Here is a 25,467-nt window from a genome sequence, read left to right as displayed (position 1 = left end):
CCGTCAGGACTCCTTCGCCGCCAGCTGCCCGCAGGCGCCGTCGATCTCCTGGCCGCGGGTGTCTCGGACGGTGACGGGCACGCCGTGCGCCTCCAGCCGGCGGACGAACTCCCGCTCGTCCTCGGGCCGGGAGGCGGTCCACTTCGACCCGGGCGTGGGATTGAGCGGAATGAGGTTGACGTGCACCAGATGTCCGCTCAGCAGCCGGCCCAGCAGGTCGGCACGGAACGCCTGGTCGTTGACGTCCTTGATCAAGGCGTACTCGATGGAGACCCGGCGCTTGGTGCGGTCGGCGTACTCCCACGCGGCGTCCAGCACCTCGCCGACCTTCCACCGGGTGTTGACCGGCACCAGCTCGTCGCGCAGCTCGTCGTCGGGCGCGTGCAGCGACAGGGCCAGCGTCACCGCGAGCCCCTCCTCGGTGAGCTGCCGGATCCGGGGGACCAGCCCCACGGTGGAGACGGTGACGCCGCGCTGGGACATCCCGAGGCCGTCCGGAGCCGGGTCGGTGAGCCGGCGTACGGCCGAGATCACCGTCTTGTAGTTGGCCATCGGCTCGCCCATGCCCATGAACACGACGTTGGAGACCCGGCCAGGACCGCCGGCCACGGCACCGTCGGCGAGCAGCCGCGCGCCGGCGACCACCTGCCCGACGATCTCGGCGGCGGACAGGTTGCGGGTCAGGCCCGCCTGGCCGGTGGCGCAGAACGGGCAGGCCATCCCGCACCCGGCCTGGCTGGACACGCACATCGTCACCCGGCCGGGATAGCGCATCAGGACGCTCTCCACCAGAGCGCCGTCGAACAGCCGCCACACGGTCTTGACCGTCGCTCCGCCGTCGCAGGTCAGCGTGCGTACGGGGGTCAGCAGGTCCGGGAGCAGGCCGGCGGCGATGCGTTCGCGGCTGGCCAGCGGCAGGTCGGTCATCTCCTCCGCGGAGTCGACGAACCGGCTGAAGTAGTGGGTGGACAGCTGGCGCGCGCGGTAGGCGGGCTCGCCGAGCTCGACCAGCGCATCCCGGCGTTCGGCCGGAGTGAGGTCGGCGAGGTGGCGGGGCGGCCGGCCGCGGCGCGGCGGGGCGAAGACGAGATCAACAGGAGCAGCCATGACGGATCCCAGTGTCACACAGCACGCCAACCGGGCCCGAGTCCCTCACTCCCCCGCCGGTGGCCCCTCCTGGTGGAGATAGGCCTGGAACGCCGTCGCCACGTCCCGCAGATAGCTCAGGATGATCTCGCGTTCCTCCGGGGAGCGCTCCGCGGTGACCGCGGACACCAGGTCCAGCAGCGGAAGCAGTTCCCGCATCACGTCGCGCATCCCGGACTCGGTGACCGAGAGCACCTGCCGGCGCCGGTCGCCAGGATGAGGGGTACGCCGGACGTGCCCGTCGGCGACCAGGCGGTTGACGGTCTGGGTGGCCGCGGCGGAGGTGATCCCGAGCCGGCGGGACAGCTCGACCGGGCCGAGGCCGGCGCCGCCGGTCTCCTTCGCCCGCAGGTGCGTCTGGCCCTGCGCGGCGATCACGTGCTCGACCGCCTCCACGTCGGTGAGGGGCATCCCGAGGCGCCGCGCCAGCGCGCCCCGGACGAGGAGGTTCAGGTCGAGCACGTCCCGGAGGGCCAGCGAGAGGTCGTCGCGGGGCCGGTCGGGGCGCGACTGGTCCTCGGCGTCACCCGAGCGGCCGGGCGCGTCAGGCCGATCGGGCGCTCCGGGCGCGTCAGGCCGGCCGGCCTGGCCGGTGTGCGGTTGCCCCATGGAGCCAAGTCTGACATGGTTGAGCGGTCGCTAAGTAACTTAGCGATCAATGGGAGCCGGCCCACCTCCAGGGGTGACCGGGCGAGCACGACCGTGAGGGCACCTTGTCTCGAACCGACCGTGGATCCGGCGCGCACCAGGACACCGCTGCCGCTGCCGCCGCCACCAGCCGACAGCGCACCACCCGCGACGGGCACGGCGAGCGTGACAACCACGAGAACCGGCACGGCCACCACGGCGAGCACTCGCGGACGCCGGCCCGACGGCGCGCACCGCTCCCCGTCCTGGTTCTCCTGCTCACCCTCGCCGGGCTCGGGGCGGCGTTCACCCTCGGCCCGTCCGACGCCACCACCACCGACACCGCGGGATCGGGGCTGCCCGAGGACTCCCAGTCGGCGAAGGTCGCCAAGATCGTCGACGGCCTGCCGTCCGGCGCGGTGGCACCGGCGATCGTCGTCTACAGCCACTCCGACGGCACTTCGCTCACCGGTCAGGACCGCACCCGGATCCAGCGGGCCGCCCAGGACCTGGGCAAGCTCGGCCTGGGCGGCCGGCCGGCCAAGCCGCAGTTCGACCCCAAGGGGAAGCTCGCCACCGTCGCCGTACCCCTCTCCACCGAGCTCGGGACCGAGCAGACGTCGGCGAAGATCACCGCGATCCGCAGCACCGCGTCGGAGGACCTGACCGAGCCGCTGCGCGCTCAGGTGACCGGCGCGCCCGCGTTCACCACCGACCTGGCCAAGGTCTTCGACGGCGCCGACACCAGGCTGCTGCTGGTCACCGCCGCCGTGGTGGCGGTCCTGCTGCTGATCACCTACCGCAGTCCGGTGCTGTGGCTGGTGCCGCTGATGGTGGTCGGCGCCGGCGACCGGCTGGCGACCGTCCTGGTCGGGATCCTCGCCCCCATCGCGAACGTGCAGGTCGACGCGTCCACCGGCGGCATCCTGTCGGTGCTGGTGTTCGGCGCGGGCACCAACTACGCCCTGCTGCTGGTCTCCCGCTACCGCGACGAACTCCACCGGCACGAGGACCGGTTCGCCGCCATGGGCCGCGCACTGCGGGCCACCGCGCCCGCCGTCCTGGCCAGCGGCACCACCGTCACGCTCAGCCTGCTCACCCTCCTGGCCGCCGAGCTCACCGGCAACCGCGGCCTCGGGTTCGCCGGTGCGGTCGGCATCGTGACGGCGATGTTCTTCGGCCTGGTCGTCCTGCCGGCCGCGCTGGTGCTGCCCGGCCGCTGGCTGTTCTGGCCGCTGGTCCCCCGCGCCGGTTCCCCGGCGGCCGCGGAACGCGACGGCGGCTGGGCCAGGCTGGGCCGGCTGGTCGCGCGCCGGCCGAGCATGGTGGCGGTCGGGGGCGTACTCGTCCTGGTCGCGCTGGCCTCCGGCGTTCTCGGCGTACAGACCGGGCTCTCCCAGGCGGAGTCGTTCCGCAAGACCCCTGAGGCGGTGCTCGGCCAGCGAACGCTGCAGTCGGTGCTGCCCGCCGGCGCCGTCGAACCCCTCACCGTGATCTCCCGCGCCGGGACCGGGCCGCAGGTCCGCGACGCCGCCGCGGGCGTTCCGGGGGTCGCCGACGCCACCGAGGCCGACCGGACCGCGAAGTACGCCAGTACGACCGTCGTCCTGAAGGCGGGCGCCGGCACCGCGGAGTCCGACGCCACCATCGAACGGCTGCGGGACCGGCTGGCCGGGATCGACGGCGCGAACGCGCTGGTCGGCGGGCAGACCGCGGGCACCTACGACGTCGCCCAGGCCACCGCGCGCGACACCCGGGTGGTGGTGCCGCTCGTCCTGGCCATCGTGTTCACCGTGCTGGTGATCCTGCTCCGCGCCCTGGTCGCGCCGATCCTGCTGGTGCTCACCGTGGTCGCGTCGTACTTCGCCTCGCTGGGAGCGAGCTGGTACATCTTCCGCACGGTGTACGACTTCCCGGCGCTGGACGTCGGCGTACCCCTGCTGTCGTTCCTCTTCCTGGTGGCGCTGGGCGTGGACTACAACATCTTCCTCATCGCCCGGACCCGGGAGGAGACCGTCGGCGGGCACGACACCCGCCGGGCCGTCCTGCGGGCACTCGCCGTCACCGGCGGTGTGATCACCAGCGCGGGCATCCTGCTGGCCGCGGTCTTCGCGGTGCTCGGGGTACTGCCGCTGATCACGCTCACCCAGATCGGCGTGGTGGTCGGCGTCGGCGTACTCCTCGACACCCTGCTGGTGCGGACGGTGCTCGTACCTGCCCTGGTGCTGCTGACCGGGCGGCGATTCTGGTGGCCGGGGCGTCCCGAGGTCGCCCACCGCGAGGCGCACCGGGCCTGAGGTGCGGAAAGGCCGGGCAAGGAGCGTCCGGCTGAATTCCGGGCCCGATACCAGCCGAGAATTCGGGCCGGGCCATTCCAGCGAATTCAATAACGGAACTGAATTTCGGAAATGAGTTCTCGGACGAGAGCTCCCGACCGATCCGCCCTGACGTCTGCGGACGTTGCGGGAATTCGCAGGCGGCACCCTCCACGGTCACCGGGTGTCATTTCGTACGGCGGTACGGAGTTTCGGCTCGGCGCCGTGACGGGTGGACGAATCCGTGCGGGCCCCCCGCCGCGCCGACCGCGCGGGATACGCTCCGGCGGAGGACCTGGCGGCAGGAGCGGGCGGCAGGAGGAGGCGGCGCCGATGCGGCTGACCGGTGAGGAGGCGCGACGGCGGTTCGCGGCGAGCCGTACCGCCGCACTGGCCATGGTGGACGGGGACAACCGGCCCCACGTGGTGGTGGTGACGTTCGCCGTGGCCGGCGACCTGGTTCTCACAGCCGTCGACCACAAGCCGAAGACGACGCAGCGCCTGCACCGACTTCGCCTGGTGACGGAGAATCCGCACGTGTCACTGCTCGCCGACCATTACGACGACGGCGACTGGAGCCGGCTGTGGTGGGCACGGGCCGAGGGCCGGGCCGAGGTGGTGACCGAAGCGGCCGAACGCGCCGAGCCGGTCCGGCTGCTGAGCGGGAAGTACGCGCAGTACGCCGAGACGCCGCCGGCCGGCCCGGTGATCAGAGTCCACGTCGAGCGCTGGACCGGCTGGGCGTACACCGAATGAGCCGGCGCCGACTTCCGCAGCGGTGATATCAGTGATATCGGTGCTATCGGTGTCGCTGCGGGATTTCCGGTCCACGTTCGAATTGCCGTGAACGGACCGCCGGAATTCGTTCTTTCCGCCGGACGCAGAATTCGTGTTACGCCGGGCAGAGAATTCGTGTGGCGCACCTTACCAGCGACCACCGACAGCCTGATTTTCCCAAGAATCCCCTTGGCGGACAGCCCAGGTTTCGTGCTAGAAAGTCCTGGTCTCACGCGCGGCGCCGGCACCGGACACGATCGTGCGACCCCCCACCCCGTTGTTCGTCGGAGGAAGCTCGTGGCCACGCCCAGATCGGAGTTCACCGTCGCCGACCAGCGCCGGTCCGACCTACGCGGTCCGGTTCGCTGGATCCTGTCCCATCCACTGCGGCACCGCCGCTACGCCGCCGGATTCCTGCTCGGCTCACTGATCATGGTCGTGCTCAACTCCGCGATCCCGGGGCTGACCGGTACGGCCTTCGACGCGGTGGTGACCGGCGGCGACGAGGGGCGGCGCAAGCTCGCCGGCGTCGTGGTCGCTCTCGTGGGCCTCGTTCTGCTGCGCGGCGTCTTCGACCTGATCGCCCGGCTCTGCACCGAGGTGCTCGCCAAGCGGATGGAGCGCGACGCGCGCGAGGAGCTCTACACCAGCCTGCTCGGCAAGAGCCAGACGTTCCACAACCGGCAGCGGGTCGGCGACCTGATGGCACGCGCCGCCAACGACGTCCGCCAGCTCAGCACGATGATCTCTCCCGGCTTCGACCTGATCGTCGACTCGATGTTGCAGGGGCTCGTTCCGATCGTCTTCATCGCGCTCATCGACCCCCGGCTGCTGCTGGCGCCGGTGCTGTTCGCGGTGTCGTTCTACTTCGCGATCCGGCACTACATGCACCGGCTCAGCCCTGTCTCCACCGCGATGCGCGACCAGTTCGGCAACCTCAACGCCGGCCTGAGCGAGGCCGTACGCGGCATCGAGGTGGTCAAGGTCACCGCGCAGGAGGAGCAGGAGGCCCGGCGGTTCGAGACCAACGCCCGCAGCTACCGCGACTCCTTCGTCAAGCAGGGCATGATCCAGGCGCGCTATCTCCCGACCCTGCTGCTCGCGGTCGCCACCGGCGGCGCGCTCCTGCACGGCCTGGTGCTCTATCGCGCGGGCGACCTCTCCCTGGGTGACCTGGTCGCCTACCTCGGCCTGATGGGCCTGCTCGGGTTCCCGACCGGCATCTCCATCTTCTCGTTCTCCCTGGTCCAGATCGGGATCGTCAGCGCGCGCCGCATCCTCACCCTGATCCAGGAGGAGACCGAGCTCGACCAGAACACCGCCGGTCACCAGGGCAGGATGCGGGGCGAGATCGTCTTCGAGAACGTCTCCTTCGGCTACGGCGGCGAGCCGGTCGTACGCGACCTCAGCTTCCGCGCCGAGCCCGGCCAGACGGTGGCGATCGTCGGGGAGACCGGCTCGGGCAAGAGCACCCTCACCAAGCTGGTCAACCGGATCTACGACGCCGACCAGGGCCGGGTGCTGATCGACGGGGTGGACCTGCACGACTGGAACCTCGACTCGTTGCGGTCCCAGATCTCCACCATCGAGCAGGACATCGTGCTGTTCTCCCGGCCCATCGCGGAGAACATCGCGTTCAGCCTCGGCCAGCGCGCGCACCGCGACGACGTGGTTCGGGCGGCCAAGGACGCCCAGGCGCACTCGTTCATCGAGGAACTCGAGGACGGCTACGACACGGTGATCGGCGAGCGCGGCGTCACCCTCTCCGGCGGTCAGCGCCAGCGGCTGGCCATCGCCCGGGCCCTGCTCACCGACCCCGCCGTCCTCATCCTGGACGACTCGACCAGCGCCATCGACAGCGCCACCGAGGACGAGATCCAGCAGGCGATCCGGCGGATCCTGCAGGGCCGCACCACCCTGCTCATCACCCATCGGCTGTCCCAGATCCGCTGGGCCGACAAGGTGCTGCTGATCCAGCGCGGCGCCCTCGTCGACCAGGGAACCCACGAGGAGCTCCTCGAGCGGTGCGCGCTGTATCGCCGGATCTTCGCCCACTACGACGAGGTGGCCCACCCCGAGGCGGTGCCCGCGGAGGTCGGAGCCGACAGGATCGCGGAGCCCGGCGAGGCGTTCACGGACGGAGTCCTGCAGCCGGCCCCCGCGGGCGGCCCCGGGCGCACGGCCGGCCCGGACCACGATGACGAGGAACTGTAAATGGGCTTCCTGATGGACGGCCTCTCGGCCGAGGACTACGACCGCACCTACTCCGATGGCGACCTCGTCCGCCGCATCCTCGGCTACTTCCGGCCCAAGCTGCCGGCCATGTCGGTGGTCGCGGCGATGCTGGTGCTGACCTCGCTGCTGCAGGCGGTGCTTCCGCTGGTGATCAGCTGGGGCCTGGACCGGGTGGTCAAGGACGACTCGGCCAACTTCATCGCGGTCCTCGTGGGCCTCATCCTGCTCTCCGGCGTCTTCGCCTGGGTCACCAACTTCGTCCGCCAGGCGTTCAGCGCCAGGGTCGTCGGTGACGTGGTGCTGCGGCTGCGGGAGGACGCGTTCGCCGCGATCCTCAAGCGCGACCTGTCCTTCTACGACGAGAACCCCTCCGGCAAGATCGTCAGCCGGGTCACCTCCGACACCGACGACTTCGCCAACGTCGTGACCCTGACGATGAACCTCCTCAGCCAGCTGCTGCTGGTCGGCGTCATCACCGGCCTGCTGTTCTCCCGCGACGTCAACCTCGCCTTGCTCACCCTCGCGCTCACCCCCGTGGTCATCGTGCTCGCGCTCGCCTTCCGGCGGATCGCCCGCGACACCACGCGCCGGGCCCAGCGCTCACTCGCTCGGGTCAACTCCAACGTCCAGGAGACGATGGGCGGCATCGCGGTTGCCAAGAACTTCCGCCAGGAACAAACCATCTACGACGAGTTCAGGCCGATCAACGACCAGAACTACCGAGTGACCCTGCGCCAGGGAATGGTCTTCGGGGCGATCTTCCCGCTGCTGTTCCTGGTCGCCGGGCTGGGCACGGCCATGCTCGTGCACGTCGGTGGGCACAGCGTGCTCGACGGCACGGTGTCGGCCGGTGACTGGTACCTCTTCCTGCAGGCCGTGGCGCTGTTCTGGTTCCCGCTGACCAGCATCGCGTCGTTCTGGTCGCAGTTCCAGCAGGGCCTGGCCGCCGCCGAGCGCGTCTTCGCCCTGATCGACGCCACCCCTCGGGTGCTGCAGACCAACCCCGCGCCGGTGGGCCGGCTCAGCGGACAGATCGAGTTCGCGGACGTGACGTTCGGCTACGAGCCCACCCACCCGGTGCTCGACCACTTCTCACTGAACATCCGCGCCGGGGAGATGATCGCGCTCGTCGGGCACACCGGCGCGGGCAAGTCCACGCTCGGCAAGCTGATCACCCGCTTCTACGAGTTCCAGGGCGGCCACATCTACCTCGACGGCCGCGACATCCGGTCGCTCGACCTGCACGACTACCGCCGTCAGTTGGGCGTCGTCCCGCAGTCGCCGTTCCTGTTCGCCGGCACCGTGGCCGACAACATCCGCTACCCCCGCCCGGAGGCGAACGACGAGGAGGTCCGTCAGGCGGCACGGCACATCGGCAACGGCGACTGGCTGGCCGCGCTGCCGGATGGTCTGGCCACCGAGGTCGGCGAACACGGACAGGCACTGTCCATGGGGCAACGGCAGCTCGTCGCGCTTGCCCGGCTGCTGATCCAGGATCCGGCCATCGTCATCCTCGACGAGGCCACCGCGAGCGTCGACCCGCTCACCGAGGCGCAGATCCAGGAAGGGCTCGACGTCGTGCTGGAAGGACGTACGTCGATCGTGATCGCCCACCGCCTGTCCACGATCCAGCACGCCGACCGGATCGTCGTGCTCCGTGACGGCGGGATCGTCGAGGAAGGCGACCACCTGTCGCTGATGCGCCGGGGCGGTCAGTACTGCGAGGTCTACAACACCTACTTCCGCCACCAGTCGCCGAACTACCGGCCGGGCACCGGGTTCGTACCCGTCGGCACCTGACCTGAGCCCAGCCGGTCAGGAGGAACGGGAGGCGGGCTCGCCGGCTCCCCAGGGTGAGACGATCTCGGCGACCTCGCCGTCGACCCGGAGGGCGCAGTGGTCCGGCATCCGCAGCCGGTCCCACGCCTGCAGGTCGGGCGGGCAACCAGTCAGGGCGGCGACCACCAGAGTCCAGGCCGTCCCGTGACCGACGAGCACCACGTCGTCGTCCGGGCAACTCTCGGCGATCCGCCGAACGGCACCCACCACCCGGTCGGTGGTGTCGACGGCGGCCTCCCAGCCGGGAGCCGCCGGAACATCCGGCTCGGTCATGCATCGCCGGACCAGCGCCGACCACGCCGACTCCCCCAGCCACGGCCCCGCCGGCCGGGTCATCTCCCGCAGGCCGTCGACGAAGCCCACGGCGGTGCCGGTCAGCGTCCGGGCGGTGGCGCGTGCCTTTGGTTCCGGGGAGGAGAACCACCGCGCGCGGACCGGAAGCCTTCCGGAGTCGCGCAGCGCGGTCAGGGCCGCACCGGCGTCGGGATGAAGCGGCCACTCCTCCGCCGGGCGGGTCTCGTCCGGCGCGGACCGGCCGTGGCGTACGAGATGGATCGTCTGGGCCACGGTCAGCTCACCACCGGCACCAGCAGGCTCAGCACCAGCCAGCTCACCAACGCGGTCGGCAGCAGCGAGTCGAGGCGGTCCATCACCCCGCCGTGCCCGGGCAGCAGGCTGCCCATGTCCTTGATCCCCACATCCCGTTTCAGCATCGACTCCACCAGGTCGCCCAGGGTGGCGGTGATCGTCGCCGCCGCTCCCAGGATCAGCCCGGCCCACCAGGGACCATCCAGCAGAACCATCACGCTGGCGACGCCGATGGCCAGGCAGAAGACCGCCGAGCCGACCAGTCCCTCGTAGGTCTTCGCCGGACTGATCGAGGGCGCCAGCGGGTGGCGGCCGAAGAGCACGCCCGCGGTGTAGCCGCCGATGTCACTGGCGACGGTGACGGCGACGAAGGCGACGACCCGGAGCGGGCCGTCCTCCGGCCGGAGCATCAACATCGCGAAGCCGGCGAGGAACGGAACGTACATCGCCACGAACACACCGGCGGTGACGTCGCGGACGAAGCCGTCACGTCCGCCGGCCAACCGGCCCATGCAGAGCGCGAGCGCGGTCAGCCCGAACGCACCGACGAGGGCCGGGGTCTGCCCGACGTACGCACCGACCAGCATCCCGACCACCCCGGCCAGGAGTGGCACCAAAGGAAGGCGCACCCCGGCGGGCCGGAGTGCGCGGGAAAGCTCGATGACGGCGATGCAGACGGCGACCACGACGAAGCCGACGAACACGGCCTTGACGATGAACAGCGAGGCGAGCACCACGACGCCCAGCAACAGCCCGACACCGATCGCCGCCACCAGGTTGCGGCCCGGACGGGGACGAGGGGTCGCCGGAAGGACGTCCGGCCCGGAGTCGGAGTGGGACGCGTCGCAGCCGGAATTGGGATGGGTCACGATGTCCTGCACCGGCAACTTCCTCGCAGGTCGTGCGGTTGTGGAGCCACGCCTAGACCTCGAGGATCTCTTCTTCCTTGTGCTTGAGAACGACGTCGACCTGCTCGACGTACTTGCGCGTCAGCGAGTCGAGGTGCTTCTCCGCGCGAGCCACGTCGTCCTCGCCGGCCTCGCCGTCCCGGGAGAGGCGGTCCAGCGTCTCCTTCGCGTGCCGGCGGACGCCGCGGACCGAGACCCGCGCCTCCTCAGCCTTCTGCTTGGCGAGCTTGACGTACTCCTTGCGGCGTTCCTGGGTCAGCTCCGGCAGCGCGATCCGGATCACGCTGCCGTCGTTGGCGGGGTTGACGCCGAGGTCGGAGTCGCGGATCGACTTCTCGATCGCGGACATGGAGTTCTTGTCGTACGGAGAGATCACAACGAGCCGGGCCTCGGGGATCTGGAAGGAGGCAAGCTGCTGGATCGGCGTGGGCGTGCCGTAGTACTCCGCCTGGATCTTCGCGAACATGGCCGGATGTGCACGGCCGGTCCGAATCGCGGCGAACTCGTCCTTGGCAAAGTCAACGGCCTTGCCCATCTTCTGTTCCGCGTCGCGGAGAGTCTGGTCGATGGTCACGGTCGCGGTCTCCTTCGTCCTCGGTTGCCCGGCCTGCGGCCCCGGGGGTGCTCTGGCAGGGGTTTGGCGTACACGAGTGCTTCGTGCGTCAGGTGGCGCGTTCGGCACGTCGTTCGCTTCGTGGACGGAACCGCGCACGCGCCGCGAGGCCGACCACGTTGCTCACTGCGTCCCGAGCCGCTCCGTCAGGAGTCGGTCGAGACGAGCGTTCCGATCCTCTCACCCCGAACGACCCGAGCGATGTTGCCGTCCTCGAGCAGGTTGAAGACGATGATCGGCAGCCGGTGCTCCATGCACAGGCTGAACGCGGTCGCGTCCGCGACCCGCAGTCGCCTGCGCAGGCACTCGCCGAAGGTGATCCGCTCGAACTTCGTCGCCTCCGGCACCTTCTTGGGGTCGGCGTCGTAGACGCCGTCGACGGAGGTGGCCTTCAGCAGCACCTCGGCACCGACCTCGAGCGCACGCTGCGCGGCCACGGTGTCGGTGGAGAAGTACGGCATGCCGGATCCGGCGCCGAAGATGACGACCCGGCCCTTCTCCAGGTGGCGGATCGCCCGCCGCGGGATGTAGGGCTCGGCGATCTGTCCCATCGTGATCGCGGTCTGCACGCGGGTGTCGACGTGCTCCTTCTCCAGGAAGTCCTGGAGCGCGAGGCAGTTCATCACCGTGCCCAGCATGCCCATGTAGTCGGCGCGGACCCGGTCCATGCCGCCCTGCTGGAGCTCGGCACCACGGAAGAAGTTGCCGCCGCCGACCACGACCGCGACCTGGACGCCACTGCGTACGACGTCGGCGAGCTGCTTGGCGATGCTCGCCACGACGTTCGGGTCGACGCCGAGCCGCCCGCCGCCGAAGACCTCGCCGGACAACTTGAGGAGTACGCGGTCGAACGGACGTTCCTGCGGCGCGGAGGGTGGGATCGCTGCGGCCGTCATCGGCACGCGTCCTCTGGTACGGCCTTCACGATCCCGCCTCCTGTCCAGCTGAGGGTTGGCTGTCCGTCGCGCCGGCGGAGTGCGGGCTGCGCACTCCGCCGGCGGGCGGATCAGCTCAGGACTGGCCGACCTCGAAGCGCACGAAGCGCTTCACGGTCACCCCGGCGTCGCTGAGGACCTGGCCGACCGTCTTGTGCTGGTCGTGCACGGAGGGCTGCTCCACCAGAACGGCGTCCTTGTAGAAGCCGTTGACCCGGCCCTCGACGATGCGCGGGAGCGCCTGCTCGGGCTTGCCCTCGGAGCGGGCGGTCTCCTCGGCGATCCGCCGCTCGCTGTCGACGACCTCGGCGGGCACCTCGTCGCGGGAGGCGTACTGCGGGCGCATCGCGGCGACCTGCATCGCCGCGCTCTTGGCGGCCTCCTCGTCGGGACCTTCGTAGGAGACGAGGACGCCGACCTGCGGCGGCAGGTCGGTGGCGCGCCGGTGGAGGTAGACGGCGGTCGGCCCGTCGAAGAACGCGACGCGGCCGATCGCGAGCTTCTCACCGATCACCGCGGCGAGCGCGTCGACGGCCTCGCCGACGGTCTTGCCGTCGGGAAGCGTCGCCGCGGCCAGCGCCGGGGCGGAGTCGACCTTCGCCCCGGCCGCCGCGGCGGCGAGGTCGGCTCCGAGTGCCTGGAACTGCTCGTTCTTGGCCACGAAGTCGGTCTCGCAGTTGAGCTCGACCAGAGCGCCGTCCTTGGCGACGACGATGCCGTTGGCGGCGGTGCGCTCGGCTCCGCGCTTGGCCGCCTTGGCCGCACCCTTGACCCGGAGGATCTCGACGGCACGCTCGAAGTCGGCGTCGGCCTCCTGGAGGGCGTTCTTGCAGTCCATCATCCCGGCTCCGGTGGCTTCCCGGAGCCGCTTCACGTCGGCTGCTGTGACGTTGCTCATCTGAAGTGGATCGCTCTCTTGCTCAGTGGGCGTCAGTGGAAATGCCTCGAACTGAAGGCGCTTGCGCTGCCTGGCTCAGGCGTTGCCGTCGGACTCGCCGGCCGGAGCGTCAGCGGTGGCCGTGGCCTGCGCCGGAGCGGCCTGCTCGGTGCTCGCGGCCTCGGGGCTCGCCGACTCCTCGGTCGCCGACTCGGAAGTCGCATCCTCGGGGGTCGCCGACTCGGAAGTCGCAGCCTCGGGGGTCGCCGACTCGGTGCTCGCGGCCTCGGGGGTCGCGGCAGCCTGCTCGCCGTTGGCGGCCTGCTCGGCCTCCGAGCGCGCCAGCAACTCCCGCTCCCACTCGGGCAGCGGCTCCTCGGCGCCGAGCTCGGCGCCCACCTGGGTCTCTTCGCCGCCACCGGCACGGGCCATCAGGCCGTCGGCGACCGCGTCGGAGATGATCCGCGTGAGCAGCGAGACCGAACGGATCGCGTCGTCGTTGCCCGGAATCGGGAAGTCGACCTCGTCCGGGTCGCAGTTGGTGTCCAGGATCGCGATGACCGGGATGCCGAGCTTCTTGGCCTCGTCGACGGCGAGGTGCTCCTTCTTGGTGTCGACGATCCACACCGCGCTGGGCAGCCGCTGCATCCGGCGGATACCGCCGAGCGTGCGGTCGAGCTTGTCCCGCTCACGGCGAAGCTGCAGGAGTTCCTTCTTCGTCATGCCCGAGCCGGCCACGTCGTCGAAGTCGAGCTCCTCGAGCTCCTTGAGGCGCTGCAGCCGCTTGTAGACGGTCTGGAAGTTGGTGAGCATGCCGCCGAGCCAGCGCTGGTTGACGTAGGGCATTCCGACCCTCGTCGCCTGCTCGGCGATGGCTTCCTGGGCCTGCTTCTTCGTACCGACGAAGAGGACCGAACCGCCGTGCTCCACGGTGTCCTTGACGTACTGGTACGCACGATCGATGTACGACAGCGACTGCTGCAGGTCGATGATGTAGATACCGTTGCGCTCGGTGAAGATGTAGCGCTTCATCTTCGGGTTCCAGCGCCGGGTCTGGTGTCCGAAGTGAACGCCGCTCTCGAGCAGCTGCCTCATCGTGACGACGGCCATGGCCGTATGTCCTCCTCTGCGCTCCGTGGGAGCGCGCTCTCGGTTCGGTGGCCTCGACCCGGTTGGTCGTTGCCCCTGACGCCCGCGCACACCCAAGCCCCGCCTGGCTTCATGCCCGCAGGGACCGAGAGGTGTGCCCGCGTCGTCGAAACGACTTGGAAAGCGGGCGTGCGTAATGTGGTGCTCTGATATCGGTGGTATCGCTGATATCGAATTGTGGTGCTTCGTCGTGCTTGCTGTGCCGACAAGCCGCCTCCGGACCGGCAGGCCCGAGCGCCGGCCCGGACCACGCGGTGGCGTACTCCGAGACGGCGGGTAGACGGATTGCCCGGTGAAGTGTACTCGATCGCCGGAGTTGGCCCCGGCCCCGCGTCCCGGTGGCCGATTTCCGTCCACAGCACCCTCACCGGCTGCCCCGTCCACAGCGGCCGCCGTCCTCCGGGCAGGGCCTGCCGCCGCCCGAAACGATCAGCCCATGACTCCCTCCCACCCCTGCTCAGCGCGTTTGGCGGTCCCCCGCGGCATCGCCTTGTTGATCACGGCCGGCCTCGCGCTGGCGGCACTACTGACGGACGCGACAACCGCGTTCGCGGTGTCGTCCACTGTGGCGTCGACCACCACGGCGGCGTCCGCTACGGCGTCGTCCGCTACGGCGTCGTCCTCCGTGGCGGCGGCGCCGTCCGCGCCATCGTCCACCGCGCCGCCTGTGGCGACCACGGCCGTGGCGCCGTCACGGTGGGTGTGGCCACTGTCACCGCGCCCGGAGATCGTTCACCGCTTCGATCCCCCCGACGTTCCGTGGGGCCCGGGCCACCGCGGCGTCGACCTGCTCGGTTCGGAGGGCCAGCCGGTCCGAGCCGCGGGCGCGGGGGTGGTCACCTATGCGGGACTCCTCGCCGGACGCGGTGTGGTCACCGTCCGGCACGGAGATCTCCGTACGACCTACCAACCGGTGCGGCCGGAGGTCTCGGTCGGCGCCCATGTCGACGCGGGTACGGAGCTCGGCCTGCTGCGTGCGGCCGGCGGTCACTGCGCGCCGCGAACGTGCCTGCACTGGGGGTTGCTCCGCGGCGACGACTACCTCGACCCGCTGTCCCTGCTCGGTACCGGACCGCCGCGCCTGCTCCCCCTCGACGGTCACCGGTCCACCGATTCGGACGCGCCGGTGGTGCCGGAACTGCCACCTCGCCGATCCGGCAGCGGGGACAGCCGAGGTCCTGGCGGCCAGACGTCAGCGCGGGTCACTCCAGCAGGTCTGGTGGCGGCCCCGCCCGCGGTGTCGGCCGCGTCGTTGCTGACCGGCGCGCGGTGGACCCCGTTCAGCGGCCTCTCGCCTTCGGCGGCGCCCCCTGACCTGGCGGCGAACCCGCCGGGCGCGCCCTCCCTACCGGCAGGGACAGTCCGGCGTGCCGAGTCCACCCGAACGACCGAGCCCTCCCGAGGGGCTGAGTTCTCTCCGGCGGGGACGTCGATGGCGGTGTCCCCGCTCTCCACGCCGTCCCCGAGTGTCGGCGACACGGATGGCCAGGAGCGCCGGCTCGGCGCCTCGGCTACCGAGATGCCCGCGCTGCTCACCACCGTCATGGCTCCCGCGGCGGGCGCCCTCGCCGGCGCGGTCGCGGCGGGTCTGCTGGTCCGTCGCAGCGGCGCCCCGATGGGCCGACCACCGCTGCCGCCCTCTCCGCCGCCCATCCCGGCGTTCGGATCGGCGCGCCGGCTGTCCCGGCCGAGAAGGCGGCGACCGGCACCGGTCGTGGACCTCGCCTCGATGCGCAGCCGATCCCGGCGAGCCGCCTGACAGGCGAAGTCCGGCGGGTGCTCAGCCCAGGATCCGGGCGAGGCCGGTCGCGAGCCGCTCATACTCCTCGGCCGCGTTGTACGCCTGGGCGGAAACCCGCACGAACCCACGGTCACGCCAGCAGGTGACGGCCACCTCGATGCGCAGGTCCTGCGCGATGCGGGCGGACAGTGCGTGCGCGCCCTCTTGGTCGGCGGCCACCCCCGCCGGCAACGGAATGATCCGCATGGACAGCTCGGCCGCGCCTCCACCGGCCTCCGGGGCGATGCCGAGGGCGGCGCCCACCACCTGCTGCCCGTACGCCGCGAGCGCGTTGTTGTGGTCGCGCAGCCGCTGCGGCTTCCAGGCCGCGTAGAAGTCGAGCGCGTCGGGAACGGCCAGCCAGGCGGAGTCGTCGGCGGTGCCCTGCTGGTCGAACGCGGCCGGAAACTCCTGTTCCTCGCTCCAGGACGCGACCAGCGGACGGATCCGGTCGCGCCAGGGCTGGGCGATCCACAAGCCCGCGATCCCGCGGGGGGCGAACGCCCACTTGTGGAAGTTGCCCACCCAGAAGTCGGCACCGAGCGCGTCGACCTGGACCGGCAGCATCCCGGGTACGTGCGCGCCGTCGACCAGAGTCGCGACACCTCGTTCCCTCGCAGCGGCGGCCACGGCCGCGACCGGGAACAGCCGGGCGGTCTGGGAGGTGATGTGGTCGATGATCAGGAGGCGTGTCCGGCTGGTGAACGCACCCACGACGGCGCTGGTCACCTCCTCGTCGGAGGCGAGCAGGCCGACCGGGGCAGTCACCACCCGTGCCCCCGCCGAGCGCGCCCAGCGGTGGGCGGCGAGGGTCACCGCTCCATAGCTGTGGTCGGTCAGGACCACCTCGTCGTCCGATTGCAGCGGGAACGACGCCAGCACGGTGCTCACGCCCGCGGTCGCGTTGCCGACCAGACCGAGGGAGTCCGGTGCGGCTCCGAGGAAGGCCGCCGCGCGCCCCCGGGCGTGCTGAACGGCGGGGATGCGTACCTCGCGGTAGTAGTTCATCGGGTTCGCGTCCGACAGGTCCCGCCACCGGGTCTGGGCGGACCGAACCACCCGCGGGACGGCACCGAAGGATCCGTGGTTCAGATGCGCGCGGCCGGGGTCGAGGTCCCATGCCGCCCGGGCGTCTCCCCAGTCGGGCGAGCCTGCCGAATCCGACTTCGCCGTCGGCGCCTCACCGGTCATCGCCGTCACGTCACAGGTCACGACCGGCGATTGTGCCACGCTCACCAGGCCGGACGTACGTCCCACGCTCGGTCGCCTGCCCGACAGCGCCGGGTACGCGCGGACTGGTACACGTCTCGGGCGTCAGGCGCGCGGATGCGCCTGTTGGTACACCTTGCGCAGCCGCTCCGCGGAGACATGGGTGTAGATCTGCGTTGTTGCCATCGAGGCGTGCCCGAGGAGCTCCTGCACGCTGCGCAGGTCGGCGCCGCCCTCGAGCAGATGGGTCGCGACGGAGTGGCGCAGGCCGTGTGGCGCGAGGTCGGGTGCGTCGGGGACGTCGCCGAGCCGGGCGTGCACCAGCCTGCGGACCGCGCGCTGGTCGAGCCGGCCACCACGCACCCCGAGGAACAGCGCGGGACCGCTTCTTTCGGTGCGCAGTTCACCTCGGGCAGTTCGCAGGTAGTCGTTCAGCGCCTCTGCCGCCGGGACCCCGAACGGCACCGAACGCTCCTTGCGTCCCTTACCGAGCACTCGCACCAACCTGCGGCCCTGGTCGATGTCGTCCACGTCCAGGGCGACGAGTTCGCCGACGCGTACACCCGTCGCGTAGAGGACTTCGAGGACTGCGCGGTCGCGGCATCCGACGGGTGACCCGTCGTCACTGGCGACGGCGGCGACCCGCAGCAGTTGGCCGGCCTCTTCCTGGCGGAGCACACCGGGCAGCGTGCGGTGCGGTTTGGGCGAGCCGAGCAGCAGCCCGGGGTCCTCGGCCAGGAGTCCGGTCCGGTGCGCCCAGGCGGTGAAGGTCCTGGCCGCCGCCGCGCGGCGGGCGAGGGTGGTTCGAGCCCGCCCGCCTGCCTGGATCCCGGCCAGCCAGTCCCGCAGCAGGTGAATGTCGATCAGCCCGAGCGGTCCGGGCCGAGCGGCCGGGCCGAGCCGGTGGGCCGGGCCGAGCACGCCGGCCGGGCCGGGCTGGCCGAGCGGGCCGGGCTCGGCTTCGGCGTCGTCACTGGCAGCTCCGTCGTGCACGCCACCGGCTTCGTCCTCGGCAGTGGCACCCGCGGACTCGCCGCCGTCCAGGTCCGCGTCGTCGGTGTCGCCCCGAATCGACTGCACGTGGTCGAGCAGACTCCGGATGTCGCCGAGGTACGCGCGAACCGAGTGCTCGGACAGGTCGCGCTCGGACTGGAGGTGGCGGGCGAAGGCGGCGAGTGTGGACTCGGCCCAGTCGGGCCCGGACCGACCGGGACTGCGTTCGGCGTTCACGTCTACGACCATGCCGCATCCGAGGTCTTCTCGGGTGAACGACCGGCCGAGCAGGCGTGAGCGGTTGAGCGACCGGCCAAGCAGGGGGCCCAGCTGAGCGGCCGGCCGAGCAGGTGGCCCCAGCTGAGCAACCCGCCGAGTCGCGAACTCGGATCAGCGGTCGGGCCGGCGGGGATCCTGGAGTGACAGCCGGGGACGATCGGCTCATCCGCGCGTGGTCCCCGATGTCAGGGCCCACTCGACTGGTGCCGACGGGTGTCTCGCTCCCTGGCCGACAGCCGCCAGCCGGTTCCCTGGCGTTCGACGAACCCGAGCAGGAACAGCTCCCCGAGAGCCGCGAGCACCTCGTCGGCGGCCACCCCCGCTGACCGGGCGATGGACGCCACACCTCCTGCCCGCAGTACCGGTACCGCCTCCAGGACCTGGCGTGCCCGTGGGTCGAGTCCGTCCCGCGATCGGCTGATCCCGGTCTTCGGTGGGGCGAGGTCCACGCCCAGCCGCCCGATCTGCTCCACCACCTCCTCGGCATCGGTGACCAGGACGGCACCGCCCTCGCGGACCAGCCGGTGCACTCCGGCAGACGCCACCGAGGTGACCGGGCCCGGCACGCCCATCACGTCCCGATGGCACCGCTCGGCCCAGCTCGCGGTGTTGAGTGCCCCACTGCGCAGCGCCGCCTCCACCACGACCGTGCCGAGGGTCAGTGCCGCGATCAGGCGGTTGCGGATGAGGAACCGGGGACGACGTGGAGTCGACCCGGGTGGCACCTCACTGATCACCAGTCCGGCGTCGGCGATCCAGCCGATGAGCTGTTCGTGCGCCCTGGGATAGGGAACGTCGACGCCGGACGCCAGCACGGCGACCGTGCAGCCACCGGCGGCGAGCGCGCCGCGGTGGGCGGCCGCGTCGATCCCGAACGCCCCGCCAGACACGATCGTGACGTCGTGGTCGGCAGCGCCGGAAGCAAGCTCCGCCGCGACGTACAGGCCGTACTCGGTGGCCGCCCGGGCTCCCACGAACGCGCAGGACCGTGCGGTCACGGCCCGCAGGTCCGCCCGGCCGCGCACCCACAGCGCCAGCGGCGGACCGCCTCGCCCGTCGATGGTGCCGGCCACGTCCAGAACGCCGAGCGACGGCGGCCACTCGGCGTCGCCGGGACAGACCAGCCGGGCGCCGACGGCGGCGGCGGTCTCCAGATCGCGATCGGGGTCGAAGGAGGCGAGCCGGGACTGGTAGTCGCCGAGCCTGCGGCCCGGGAACCGGCTCGTACGGATGGCGTCGTAGGCGGCCTCGGCGCCCTGCTCGGCGACGAAGCGAGCCAGGGTCAGGTCACCGGGTTCGCCGAGGCGGGTCAGAGCGGCCCGGGCCCGGCGTTCGGCCGGGGAGACCCCGGCGCCACCTTCTCGTGCCGAATAGCCGGCCGCGCCCAGATCCGGAGAACTCGCGGAGTTCGGGGTGCCCGGAGTAGCTGGACCTGTGCCGAACTCACCTGTGCCGTCCAGACCCCGTTGACCGGCCGCTTCACCAGTGGGATGGGTCATGTCACCGGCTCCATCGTCTCGTCGTGGGCTCCCCCGCCACCGCGGGCGGCGCCGGTGCGGCGGGTGATGCTCCGCGACGGCGTCCGGCGTCCCGGCGGAAGGGCTCCCTGCCCAGCCGAAGGGTCAGCGCCGTGAACACGTCCTGGCGTCCGGGGCGGTCGCGTCCGGCCAGGTCGGCGAGTGTCCAGGCCAGGCGGAGTACGCGGTCGGCACCGCGGGCGGTGATCCAACCGGAGCTGAGCTGACTCTCCACCGCCGGCAACGCGTCCGGCTCGGGTGGCCAGCGCCGCCGCAGCTCGTAACCGGGCACATGGGCGTTCAGCGTCCACGGGTCGTGCGCGTAGCGGTCGGCCTGGCGCTGCCGGGCCGCCCGCACCCGCTCCGCGACGACGGCACTGGGCTCGACCAGGCTCTGGTCGGCGACCATCTCCGCCCGGGCGACCGGCTCGACGAGCTGCATGATGTCGATCCGGTCCTTGATCGGGCCGGACAGCCGATGCTGGTAGCGGCTCCTGGCCTGCGGGGTGCAGGTGCAGTAGAGGCCCTTGCCGTAGGCGCGGCCGCACGGGCACGGGTTGGAGGCGATCACCAGCTGGAAGCGGGCCGGGAACCTGGCCGTCCCGGCCGCACGTGCGATGACCACCTCGCCGTGCTCGAGCGGCTGGCGGAGCGCGTCGAGCACCGTGGGCCTGAACTCGGGAGCCTCGTCCAGGAACAGGATGCCCCGGTGTGCCAGCGACACCGCGCCGGGCCGGGCCATCCGGGCACCTCCACCGACGATCGCCGGCAGTGAGGCGGAGTGGTGGGGATCGCAGAACGGCGGCCGCATCACCAGTGGAGCGTGTGAGGGCAACAGTCCGGCCACGGAGTGGATGGCGGTCACCTCCAGCGCCTCCCGCTGGTCGAGGTCGGGGAGCAACGCGGGCATCCGCTCGGCCAGCATCGTCTTGCCGGCGCCGGGCGGGCCGGACATCGCGAGATGGTGTCCACCGGCGGCGGCCACCTCGACCGCTTTCCGGGCGCCGGCCTGCCCGAGCACCTCGCCGAGGTCGAGGCCGGCCAGCCGGTCCGAACGTGGCAGCACACTGTGCTCGGCGCCCGCGGGATCGTCCTCGACCGGATAGGGCGGCTCGTCGGGCAGCTCGTCCCCGCACAGCAAAGCCAGCGCCTGCCGCAGTGACCGCACACCGAAGACCTCCACCTCGGCCACCAGCCTGGCCTCGTCGACGTTGGGTTCGGGAACGACGAACCGCGTCCGGCCCGCCGTGGCCGCGGCCAGCACGGAGGGCAGGGTGCCCCGGATGGGTTTGAGGCGGCCGTCGAGCCCGAGCTCACCGAGCAGCACCACGTCGTCGAGCCGATCCTGCGGAACTGCCTGGGCAGCACCCAGCACCGCCATCGCGATGGCCAGGTCGAAATGGGCCCCGGCCTTGGGCAACGTGGCCGGCGACAGCGCCACCGTGAGCTTGCGCTGCGGCCAGCCCTGCCCGGAGTTGGCGACGGCGGCGCGCACCCGCGACCGCGCCTCGGCCAGCGCGGCGTCGGGCAGGCCCACCAAGCTGAACCCGGGCAGGCCGTTGCCGATGTGGGCCTCCACGTCGACGACGTGGCCCTCGACCCCGGACAGGGACACCGATCGGGCTCGGGCGAGCGTCATCCGTCGATCCCCCGTACGTGCTCGATCTGCGCGGGTGCGGACCCTCGGCGCAGCACACCGACCACGTCGATGCGGACCGCGCGCGGCCGAAGGTCGTGGTCGGCGAGGAATCGCGCGGCGAGCCGGCGCAGCCGCGCGGCCTTCTCCGCCGTCACCGCCTCCAGCGGGGTCCCGAACATCACGCCCGATCTGGTCTTGACCTCACACACGACCAGGGTCTGCTCGTCACGCGCGACGATGTCGATCTCGCCGATGTCGCAGCGCCAGTTGCGGACCAGGACGACGAACCCGGCGGCTTGCAGATGCCGGACCGCCAGCTCCTCGCCGTGGCGTCCGACCAGGTCTTTCACTCGCATCGGTGCTCACCTCCGCGACCACTGTGGCCGGGTGGGCGGGCTGGTTTCGGGGCGGAGAGGTGGGCTGTGGACAAGGCCGCCGGCGTACCGACTGTGGACAGAAACCGGTCGCCACCCGAGTGTCGTGGGTGACGGCTGATATGACGGGACTCCGTGCCGAAAGGCGCAGGAGGGAGGAGCCCGTGGCCCAGACCGTCGCCGGTACGGCCGTTCGGCAGCTTGTCGAGGCCGGTGTCCGGACCGCCTACACGGTTCCGGGCGAGTCCTTCCTCCCCCTGCTCGACGCCTGGGAGGCCGAGCCCGGTGTCCGCCTGGTCTCCACCCGGCACGAGGCCGGTGCGGCCTTCATGGCGGAGGCGGAGGCCAAGCTGACCGGCCGGCCGGCGCTCGCACTGGCCAGCCGCGGCCCCGGTGCGGCCAACCTCGCCATCGGCGTACACACCGCACGGCAGGACCAGACGCCGCTGATCGCGATCCTCGGCCAGGTGGAGTCCGGGGCGCGGGGCCGGGAGTCGTTCCAGGAAGTCGACCTCGCCGCGATGTACGCCCCGCTCACCGGATGGGCGCAGGAGGCACGTACCGCCGAGGAGGTGCCCTCCCTGCTGGCCGAGGCACACCGCGCGGCGACCGGACCGCGGCCCGGACCGGTGGCACTCGCGGTGCCCGCGGACTTCTGGACAGCGGCGTACGACGGCGCGGTGCCGCTCTCGACCGGACCCGACCGGCGTGACGAGGCAGCCGGCCGCACCGACGAGTCGGCCGGCCGGGCCGCCGCCCACCTCGCGGACCTGCTGGCGTCGGCGCACCGGCCGGTGGCGATCTGCGGGCCCGGCGACCGGGTGGGCCGGGAGACCCTGCGAGCCGCCTGCGAGGTCGCCGGCTTCGGGGTCTACTCGGCGTTCCGTCGGCAGGACTGCTTCGACGAGGACCACCCGCACTTCCTCGGTCACCTCGGCCTCGGCGTACCCGAGGACGTCCGCCTGGCGCTGGAGGACGCCGACCTGGTGGTGGTCCTGGGCACCCGGCTGGACGCGATCACCGCGCAGGACCACCGCTACCCACTGCCCCACCAGCACCTGGTCCTGGTCGGCACCGGCCTGCCCAGGCCGAGGCACCCGGGCCTCACCACCGTCCTGGAAGCGGACCCGCACGACGTCCTGTCCGCCCTCGTCCGCAGCGCCACCGACCGCAACGCCCTCGTCCGAAACGCCACCGACCCGGACCCGACCCCGACCGGCCCACGGGCCACGGTGTGGGAACACCACCACGCCGCCGCCGTCCGGTACGCCCGGCCGACCGGCGAGGCCACCCGGCCCGGCACCGTGCACCCCACCGACGTGGTCACCGCGCTGCGGCGGCTCGCCCCGGACGACGTGATCCTCACCAACGACGCCGGCAACTTCTCCGCGTTCCTCCACCGGCACTGGGGGTTCCGCACCTCCCACCGGCTGCTGGCACCCTGCAACGGCGCCATGGGGTACGCCGTACCAGCCGCCGTCGCGGCCAAGCTGCACCGCCCGCGGAACACCGTCGTCGCGCTGGTCGGGGACGGCGGCGTCCTGATGACCGGGCAGGAGATCGAGACCGCGGTGCGGTACGCCGCGCCGATCGTCGTCCTGGCGTTCCAGAACGGCATGTACGGCACCATCGCCATGCACCAGGCGACCTCGCACGGGCGACTCGCCGGCGTGGACATCGGCCGGCTCGACCTGGCCACCTGGGCCCGCGGCCTGGGTGCTGCGGGGTTCGTCCTCGACGACCCCGCGCGCATCGAGGCCGTGCTGACCGAGGCCCTGGGCTGCGGCCGGCCCTGCGTGGTGGACGTACGCACCGACCCCGACGTCATCGCACCGGGACGGCGGCTCTCCGGCCTGCTCGACCCCGGCACACCCTCCGCAGAGCACACCGCAGAGCACCCAGCAGAGCCCACCGCAGAAAGGGAGACACCGTGACCCGCCTTCGCCCCGAGGACCTGCGCAGCCACGCGTGGTACGGCGACCCCGGCCTGCGCGCCTTCGGCCACCGTTCCCGTACCCGCCAGATGGGCATCAGCGCCGATGAGCACCTGGGCAAGCCGGTGATCGGGGTGATCAACACCTGGAGCGAGATCAACCCCTGCCACACCCACCTGCGCCAGCGGGCCGAGGAGGTCAAGCGCGGCGTGTGGCAGGCGGGCGGCTATCCCGTCGAGATGCCCGCGATCTCGTTGTCGGAGCCGTTCCAGAAGCCGAGCACGATGCTCTACCGCAACCTGCTCGCGATGGAGACCGAGGAGCTGCTGCGGTCCTACCCCATCGACGGTGCGGTCCTGCTCGGCGGCTGCGACAAGACCACCCCGGCGTTGCTGATGGGCGCGGTCAGCATGGACGTCCCCTCGATCTTCGTCCCGGCCGGGCCGATGCTGCGGGGCAACTGGCGCGGCACGGTCCTGGGCAGCGGCAGCGACGTGTGGAAGTACTGGGCGGACAAGCGGGCCGGTGTGATCGGCGACCAGGAGTGGAGCGAGCTCGAGGACGGCATCGCGCGCTCGCCCGGCCACTGCATGACGATGGGTACGGCGTCCACCATGACCTCGGCGGCGGAGGCGCTCGGCATGACGCTGCCGGGCGCGGCGTCGATCCCGGCGGCGGACTCCGCGCACGCCCGGATGGCCGCGGCCAGTGGCCGGCTCGCGGTGGACATGGTGTGGAACGACCGGAAGCCGTCCCGGATCCTGGACCGGCGCGCCTACCTCGACGCGGTGACCACGGTGCTCGCGCTCGGCGGGTCCACCAACGCCGTCATCCACCTGATCGCGATGGCCGGCCGGAGCAAGGCCGAGTTGACGCTGGACGACTTCGACGAGCTGTCGCGCCGGGTGCCCGTGCTGGCCAACATCCGTCCGACCGGCGCCTACCTGATGGAGGACTTCTTCTACGCCGGCGGGTTGCGCGGCCTGCTCGCCCAGCTTCGGGACCTGCTGCACCTGGACCGGATCAACGTGACCGGCCGGACACAGGCCGAGGTGCTGGAAGGCGCCGAGGTGTACGACGCGGACGTGATCCGCCCGCTGGACAAGCCGGTGTGGCCCGAGGGTGGCCTGGCCGTGCTGCGCGGCAACCTCGCCCCGGCCGGCGCGGTGATCAAGCACGCGGCGGCCGACCCGCGCTTCCACCGGCACACCGGCCCCGCCGTGGTCTTCGACGGCTACCAGGACCTGCAGCGCCGGATCAACGACGAGTCCCTGCCGATCACGCCGGACACGGTGCTGGTGCTGCGCGGCGCGGGGCCGCACGGCGGGCCCGGTATGCCGGAGTACGGCATGCTGCCGATCCCCGACCGGCTGCTGAAGCAGGGTGTGCGGGACATGCTGCGGATCTCCGACGCCCGGATGAGCGGGACGAGCTACGGCGCCTGCGTTCTGCACGTCTCGCCCGAGTCGCACGTCGGCGGGCCGCTCGCGCTGGTCCGCGACGGTGACCTGGTGACCCTCGACGTGGCCGGACGCCGGCTGAGCCTGGAGGTCTCCGACACCGAGCTGGCCGAACGCCGGGCCACGTGGACGCCGCCGGCACCGGCGTACGGGCGGGGGTACGGCGCGCTGTACCTCTCCCACATCACCCAGGCCGAGGAGGGCTGCGACTTCGACTTCCTCGCCCGCGAGGGCGAGGTCGCCGCGCCGGAGGCCCACTGAGTGCCGGGCAGG

General features: G+C 71.7%; 21 protein-coding genes. 7 read left to right on the top strand and 14 right to left on the bottom strand.

Annotation, left to right across the window (positions count from 1 at the left end; all coding sequences use genetic code 11):
• Window positions 1-3: 3 nt before the first annotated feature.
• Window positions 4-1,107, bottom strand: a complete 1,104-nt coding sequence (gene rlmN, locus FHR37_RS05590) for a 23S rRNA (adenine(2503)-C(2))-methyltransferase RlmN (RefSeq protein ID WP_092883160.1) — start codon at window positions 1,105-1,107, stop codon at window positions 4-6.
• Between the two features lie 45 nt (window positions 1,108-1,152).
• Entirely contained in the window at window positions 1,153-1,755 is a 603-nt protein-coding gene (locus FHR37_RS05585; protein WP_092883161.1) for a MarR family winged helix-turn-helix transcriptional regulator, read from the bottom strand.
• A gap of 104 nt (window positions 1,756-1,859) precedes the next feature.
• Here FHR37_RS05585 and FHR37_RS05580 point away from each other — a divergent pair, with 104 nt between their 5' ends.
• The 4 genes from FHR37_RS05580 (at window position 1,860) to FHR37_RS05565 (ending at window position 8,900) form a co-directional block, all read left to right on the top strand.
• Entirely contained in the window at window positions 1,860-4,070 is a 2,211-nt protein-coding gene (locus FHR37_RS05580; RefSeq protein WP_202818041.1) for an MMPL family transporter, read from the top strand.
• A 351-nt stretch (window positions 4,071-4,421) separates the two neighbouring features.
• Complete coding sequence (locus FHR37_RS05575) at window positions 4,422-4,844, top strand: TIGR03668 family PPOX class F420-dependent oxidoreductase (protein WP_092883162.1); 423 nt, start codon at window positions 4,422-4,424, stop codon at window positions 4,842-4,844.
• 318 nt (window positions 4,845-5,162) lie between these two features.
• A complete protein-coding gene (locus FHR37_RS05570) occupies window positions 5,163-7,079 on the top strand; it encodes an ABC transporter ATP-binding protein (protein WP_092883163.1) in 1,917 nt (638 codons plus the stop codon).
• Window positions 7,080-8,900 carry an ABC transporter ATP-binding protein gene (locus FHR37_RS05565; RefSeq protein ID WP_092883164.1) on the top strand — a complete coding sequence of 607 codons (1,821 nt, stop codon included), beginning with the start codon at window positions 7,080-7,082 and terminating at the stop codon, window positions 8,898-8,900.
• Window positions 8,901-8,915: 15 nt separating this feature from the next.
• On the opposite strand, the gene FHR37_RS05560 is transcribed toward FHR37_RS05565, so the two are convergent.
• From FHR37_RS05560 to FHR37_RS32925, 7 genes are all read right to left on the bottom strand, one after another.
• Window positions 8,916-9,506 carry a histidine phosphatase family protein gene (locus tag FHR37_RS05560; RefSeq protein WP_175542478.1) on the bottom strand — a complete coding sequence of 197 codons (591 nt, stop codon included), beginning with the start codon at window positions 9,504-9,506 and terminating at the stop codon, window positions 8,916-8,918.
• 2 nt (window positions 9,507-9,508) lie between these two features.
• Complete coding sequence (locus FHR37_RS05555; protein ID WP_237768736.1) at window positions 9,509-10,408, bottom strand: phosphatidate cytidylyltransferase; 900 nt, start codon at window positions 10,406-10,408, stop codon at window positions 9,509-9,511.
• 40 nt (window positions 10,409-10,448) lie between these two features.
• Complete coding sequence (gene frr / locus FHR37_RS05550; protein ID WP_202818061.1) at window positions 10,449-11,003, bottom strand: ribosome recycling factor; 555 nt, start codon at window positions 11,001-11,003, stop codon at window positions 10,449-10,451.
• A gap of 191 nt (window positions 11,004-11,194) precedes the next feature.
• Window positions 11,195-11,944, bottom strand: coding sequence for a UMP kinase (gene pyrH, locus FHR37_RS05545; RefSeq protein ID WP_092883166.1), 750 nt, complete (start codon window positions 11,942-11,944; stop codon window positions 11,195-11,197).
• A 115-nt stretch (window positions 11,945-12,059) separates the two neighbouring features.
• Entirely contained in the window at window positions 12,060-12,881 is an 822-nt protein-coding gene (tsf, locus tag FHR37_RS05540; protein WP_092883167.1) for a translation elongation factor Ts, read from the bottom strand.
• A gap of 75 nt (window positions 12,882-12,956) precedes the next feature.
• Entirely contained in the window at window positions 12,957-13,970 is a 1,014-nt protein-coding gene (gene rpsB, locus FHR37_RS05535; protein ID WP_092883168.1) for a 30S ribosomal protein S2, read from the bottom strand.
• 468 nt (window positions 13,971-14,438) lie between these two features.
• On the bottom strand, window positions 14,439-14,666 hold the full coding sequence (locus FHR37_RS32925; protein ID WP_237768737.1) for a hypothetical protein: 228 nt from the start codon (window positions 14,664-14,666) through the stop codon (window positions 14,439-14,441).
• Window positions 14,667-14,676: 10 nt separating this feature from the next.
• Between FHR37_RS32925 and FHR37_RS05530 the strand changes: the two genes are divergently transcribed.
• Window positions 14,677-15,768 (top strand): murein hydrolase activator EnvC family protein, encoded by a 1,092-nt coding sequence (locus FHR37_RS05530; RefSeq protein WP_237768738.1) that lies wholly within the window; start codon window positions 14,677-14,679, stop codon window positions 15,766-15,768.
• 21 nt (window positions 15,769-15,789) lie between these two features.
• On the opposite strand, the gene FHR37_RS05525 is transcribed toward FHR37_RS05530, so the two are convergent.
• From FHR37_RS05525 to FHR37_RS05505, 5 genes are all read right to left on the bottom strand, one after another.
• Window positions 15,790-17,001, bottom strand: coding sequence for an aminotransferase class V-fold PLP-dependent enzyme (locus FHR37_RS05525; protein WP_202818042.1), 1,212 nt, complete (start codon window positions 16,999-17,001; stop codon window positions 15,790-15,792).
• A 102-nt stretch (window positions 17,002-17,103) separates the two neighbouring features.
• The gene (locus FHR37_RS32920; protein ID WP_092883169.1) at window positions 17,104-18,240 is read right to left on the bottom strand and encodes a tyrosine-type recombinase/integrase; all 1,137 of its coding nucleotides are present in this window, start codon (window positions 18,238-18,240) and stop codon (window positions 17,104-17,106) included.
• A 215-nt stretch (window positions 18,241-18,455) separates the two neighbouring features.
• Window positions 18,456-19,769: a DNA-processing protein DprA gene (gene dprA, locus FHR37_RS05515; RefSeq protein ID WP_092883170.1), complete on the bottom strand. Its 1,314-nt coding sequence runs from the start codon at window positions 19,767-19,769 to the stop codon at window positions 18,456-18,458.
• Window position 19,770: 1 nt separating this feature from the next.
• Window positions 19,771-21,426, bottom strand: a complete 1,656-nt coding sequence (locus FHR37_RS05510) for a YifB family Mg chelatase-like AAA ATPase (RefSeq protein WP_092883171.1) — start codon at window positions 21,424-21,426, stop codon at window positions 19,771-19,773.
• Entirely contained in the window at window positions 21,423-21,782 is a 360-nt protein-coding gene (locus FHR37_RS05505; protein WP_092883172.1) for a YraN family protein, read from the bottom strand. Before FHR37_RS05505 ends, FHR37_RS05510 begins: the two co-directional genes overlap by 4 nt.
• A gap of 182 nt (window positions 21,783-21,964) precedes the next feature.
• On the opposite strand from FHR37_RS05505, the gene FHR37_RS05500 reads away from it, so the two are divergent.
• Window positions 21,965-23,734, top strand: a complete 1,770-nt coding sequence (locus FHR37_RS05500) for a thiamine pyrophosphate-dependent enzyme (RefSeq protein WP_202818043.1) — start codon at window positions 21,965-21,967, stop codon at window positions 23,732-23,734.
• Window positions 23,731-25,455 (top strand): L-arabinonate dehydratase, encoded by a 1,725-nt coding sequence (gene araD / locus FHR37_RS05495; protein ID WP_092883174.1) that lies wholly within the window; start codon window positions 23,731-23,733, stop codon window positions 25,453-25,455. Before FHR37_RS05500 ends, araD begins: the two co-directional genes overlap by 4 nt.
• The last annotated feature ends 12 nt before the right edge of the window (window positions 25,456-25,467 follow it).

The organism is Actinopolymorpha cephalotaxi (genome assembly GCF_013408535.1).
Lineage (GTDB): Bacteria > Actinomycetota > Actinomycetes > Propionibacteriales > Actinopolymorphaceae > Actinopolymorpha > Actinopolymorpha cephalotaxi.
The sequence above is the reverse complement of the archived record's forward strand: the minus strand, read 5'-3'. Positions and strand labels throughout refer to the sequence as shown.

Coding starts and splice junctions, on each gene's coding strand:
- FHR37_RS05565 (WP_092883164.1), top strand. CDS start 7,080: ATGGGCTTCCTGATGGACGGCCTCTCGGCCGAGGACTACGACCGCACC.
- FHR37_RS32920 (WP_092883169.1), bottom strand. CDS start 18,240: ATGGTCGTAGACGTGAACGCCGAACGCAGTCCCGGTCGGTCCGGGCCC.
- rlmN (WP_092883160.1), bottom strand. CDS start 1,107: ATGGCTGCTCCTGTTGATCTCGTCTTCGCCCCGCCGCGCCGCGGCCGG.
- tsf (WP_092883167.1), bottom strand. CDS start 12,881: ATGAGCAACGTCACAGCAGCCGACGTGAAGCGGCTCCGGGAAGCCACC.
- FHR37_RS05510 (WP_092883171.1), bottom strand. CDS start 21,426: ATGACGCTCGCCCGAGCCCGATCGGTGTCCCTGTCCGGGGTCGAGGGC.
- dprA (WP_092883170.1), bottom strand. CDS start 19,769: ATGACCCATCCCACTGGTGAAGCGGCCGGTCAACGGGGTCTGGACGGC.
- FHR37_RS05575 (WP_092883162.1), top strand. CDS start 4,422: ATGCGGCTGACCGGTGAGGAGGCGCGACGGCGGTTCGCGGCGAGCCGT.
- pyrH (WP_092883166.1), bottom strand. CDS start 11,944: ATGACGGCCGCAGCGATCCCACCCTCCGCGCCGCAGGAACGTCCGTTC.
- FHR37_RS05505 (WP_092883172.1), bottom strand. CDS start 21,782: ATGCGAGTGAAAGACCTGGTCGGACGCCACGGCGAGGAGCTGGCGGTC.
- FHR37_RS05585 (WP_092883161.1), bottom strand. CDS start 1,755: ATGGGGCAACCGCACACCGGCCAGGCCGGCCGGCCTGACGCGCCCGGA.
- rpsB (WP_092883168.1), bottom strand. CDS start 13,970: ATGGCCGTCGTCACGATGAGGCAGCTGCTCGAGAGCGGCGTTCACTTC.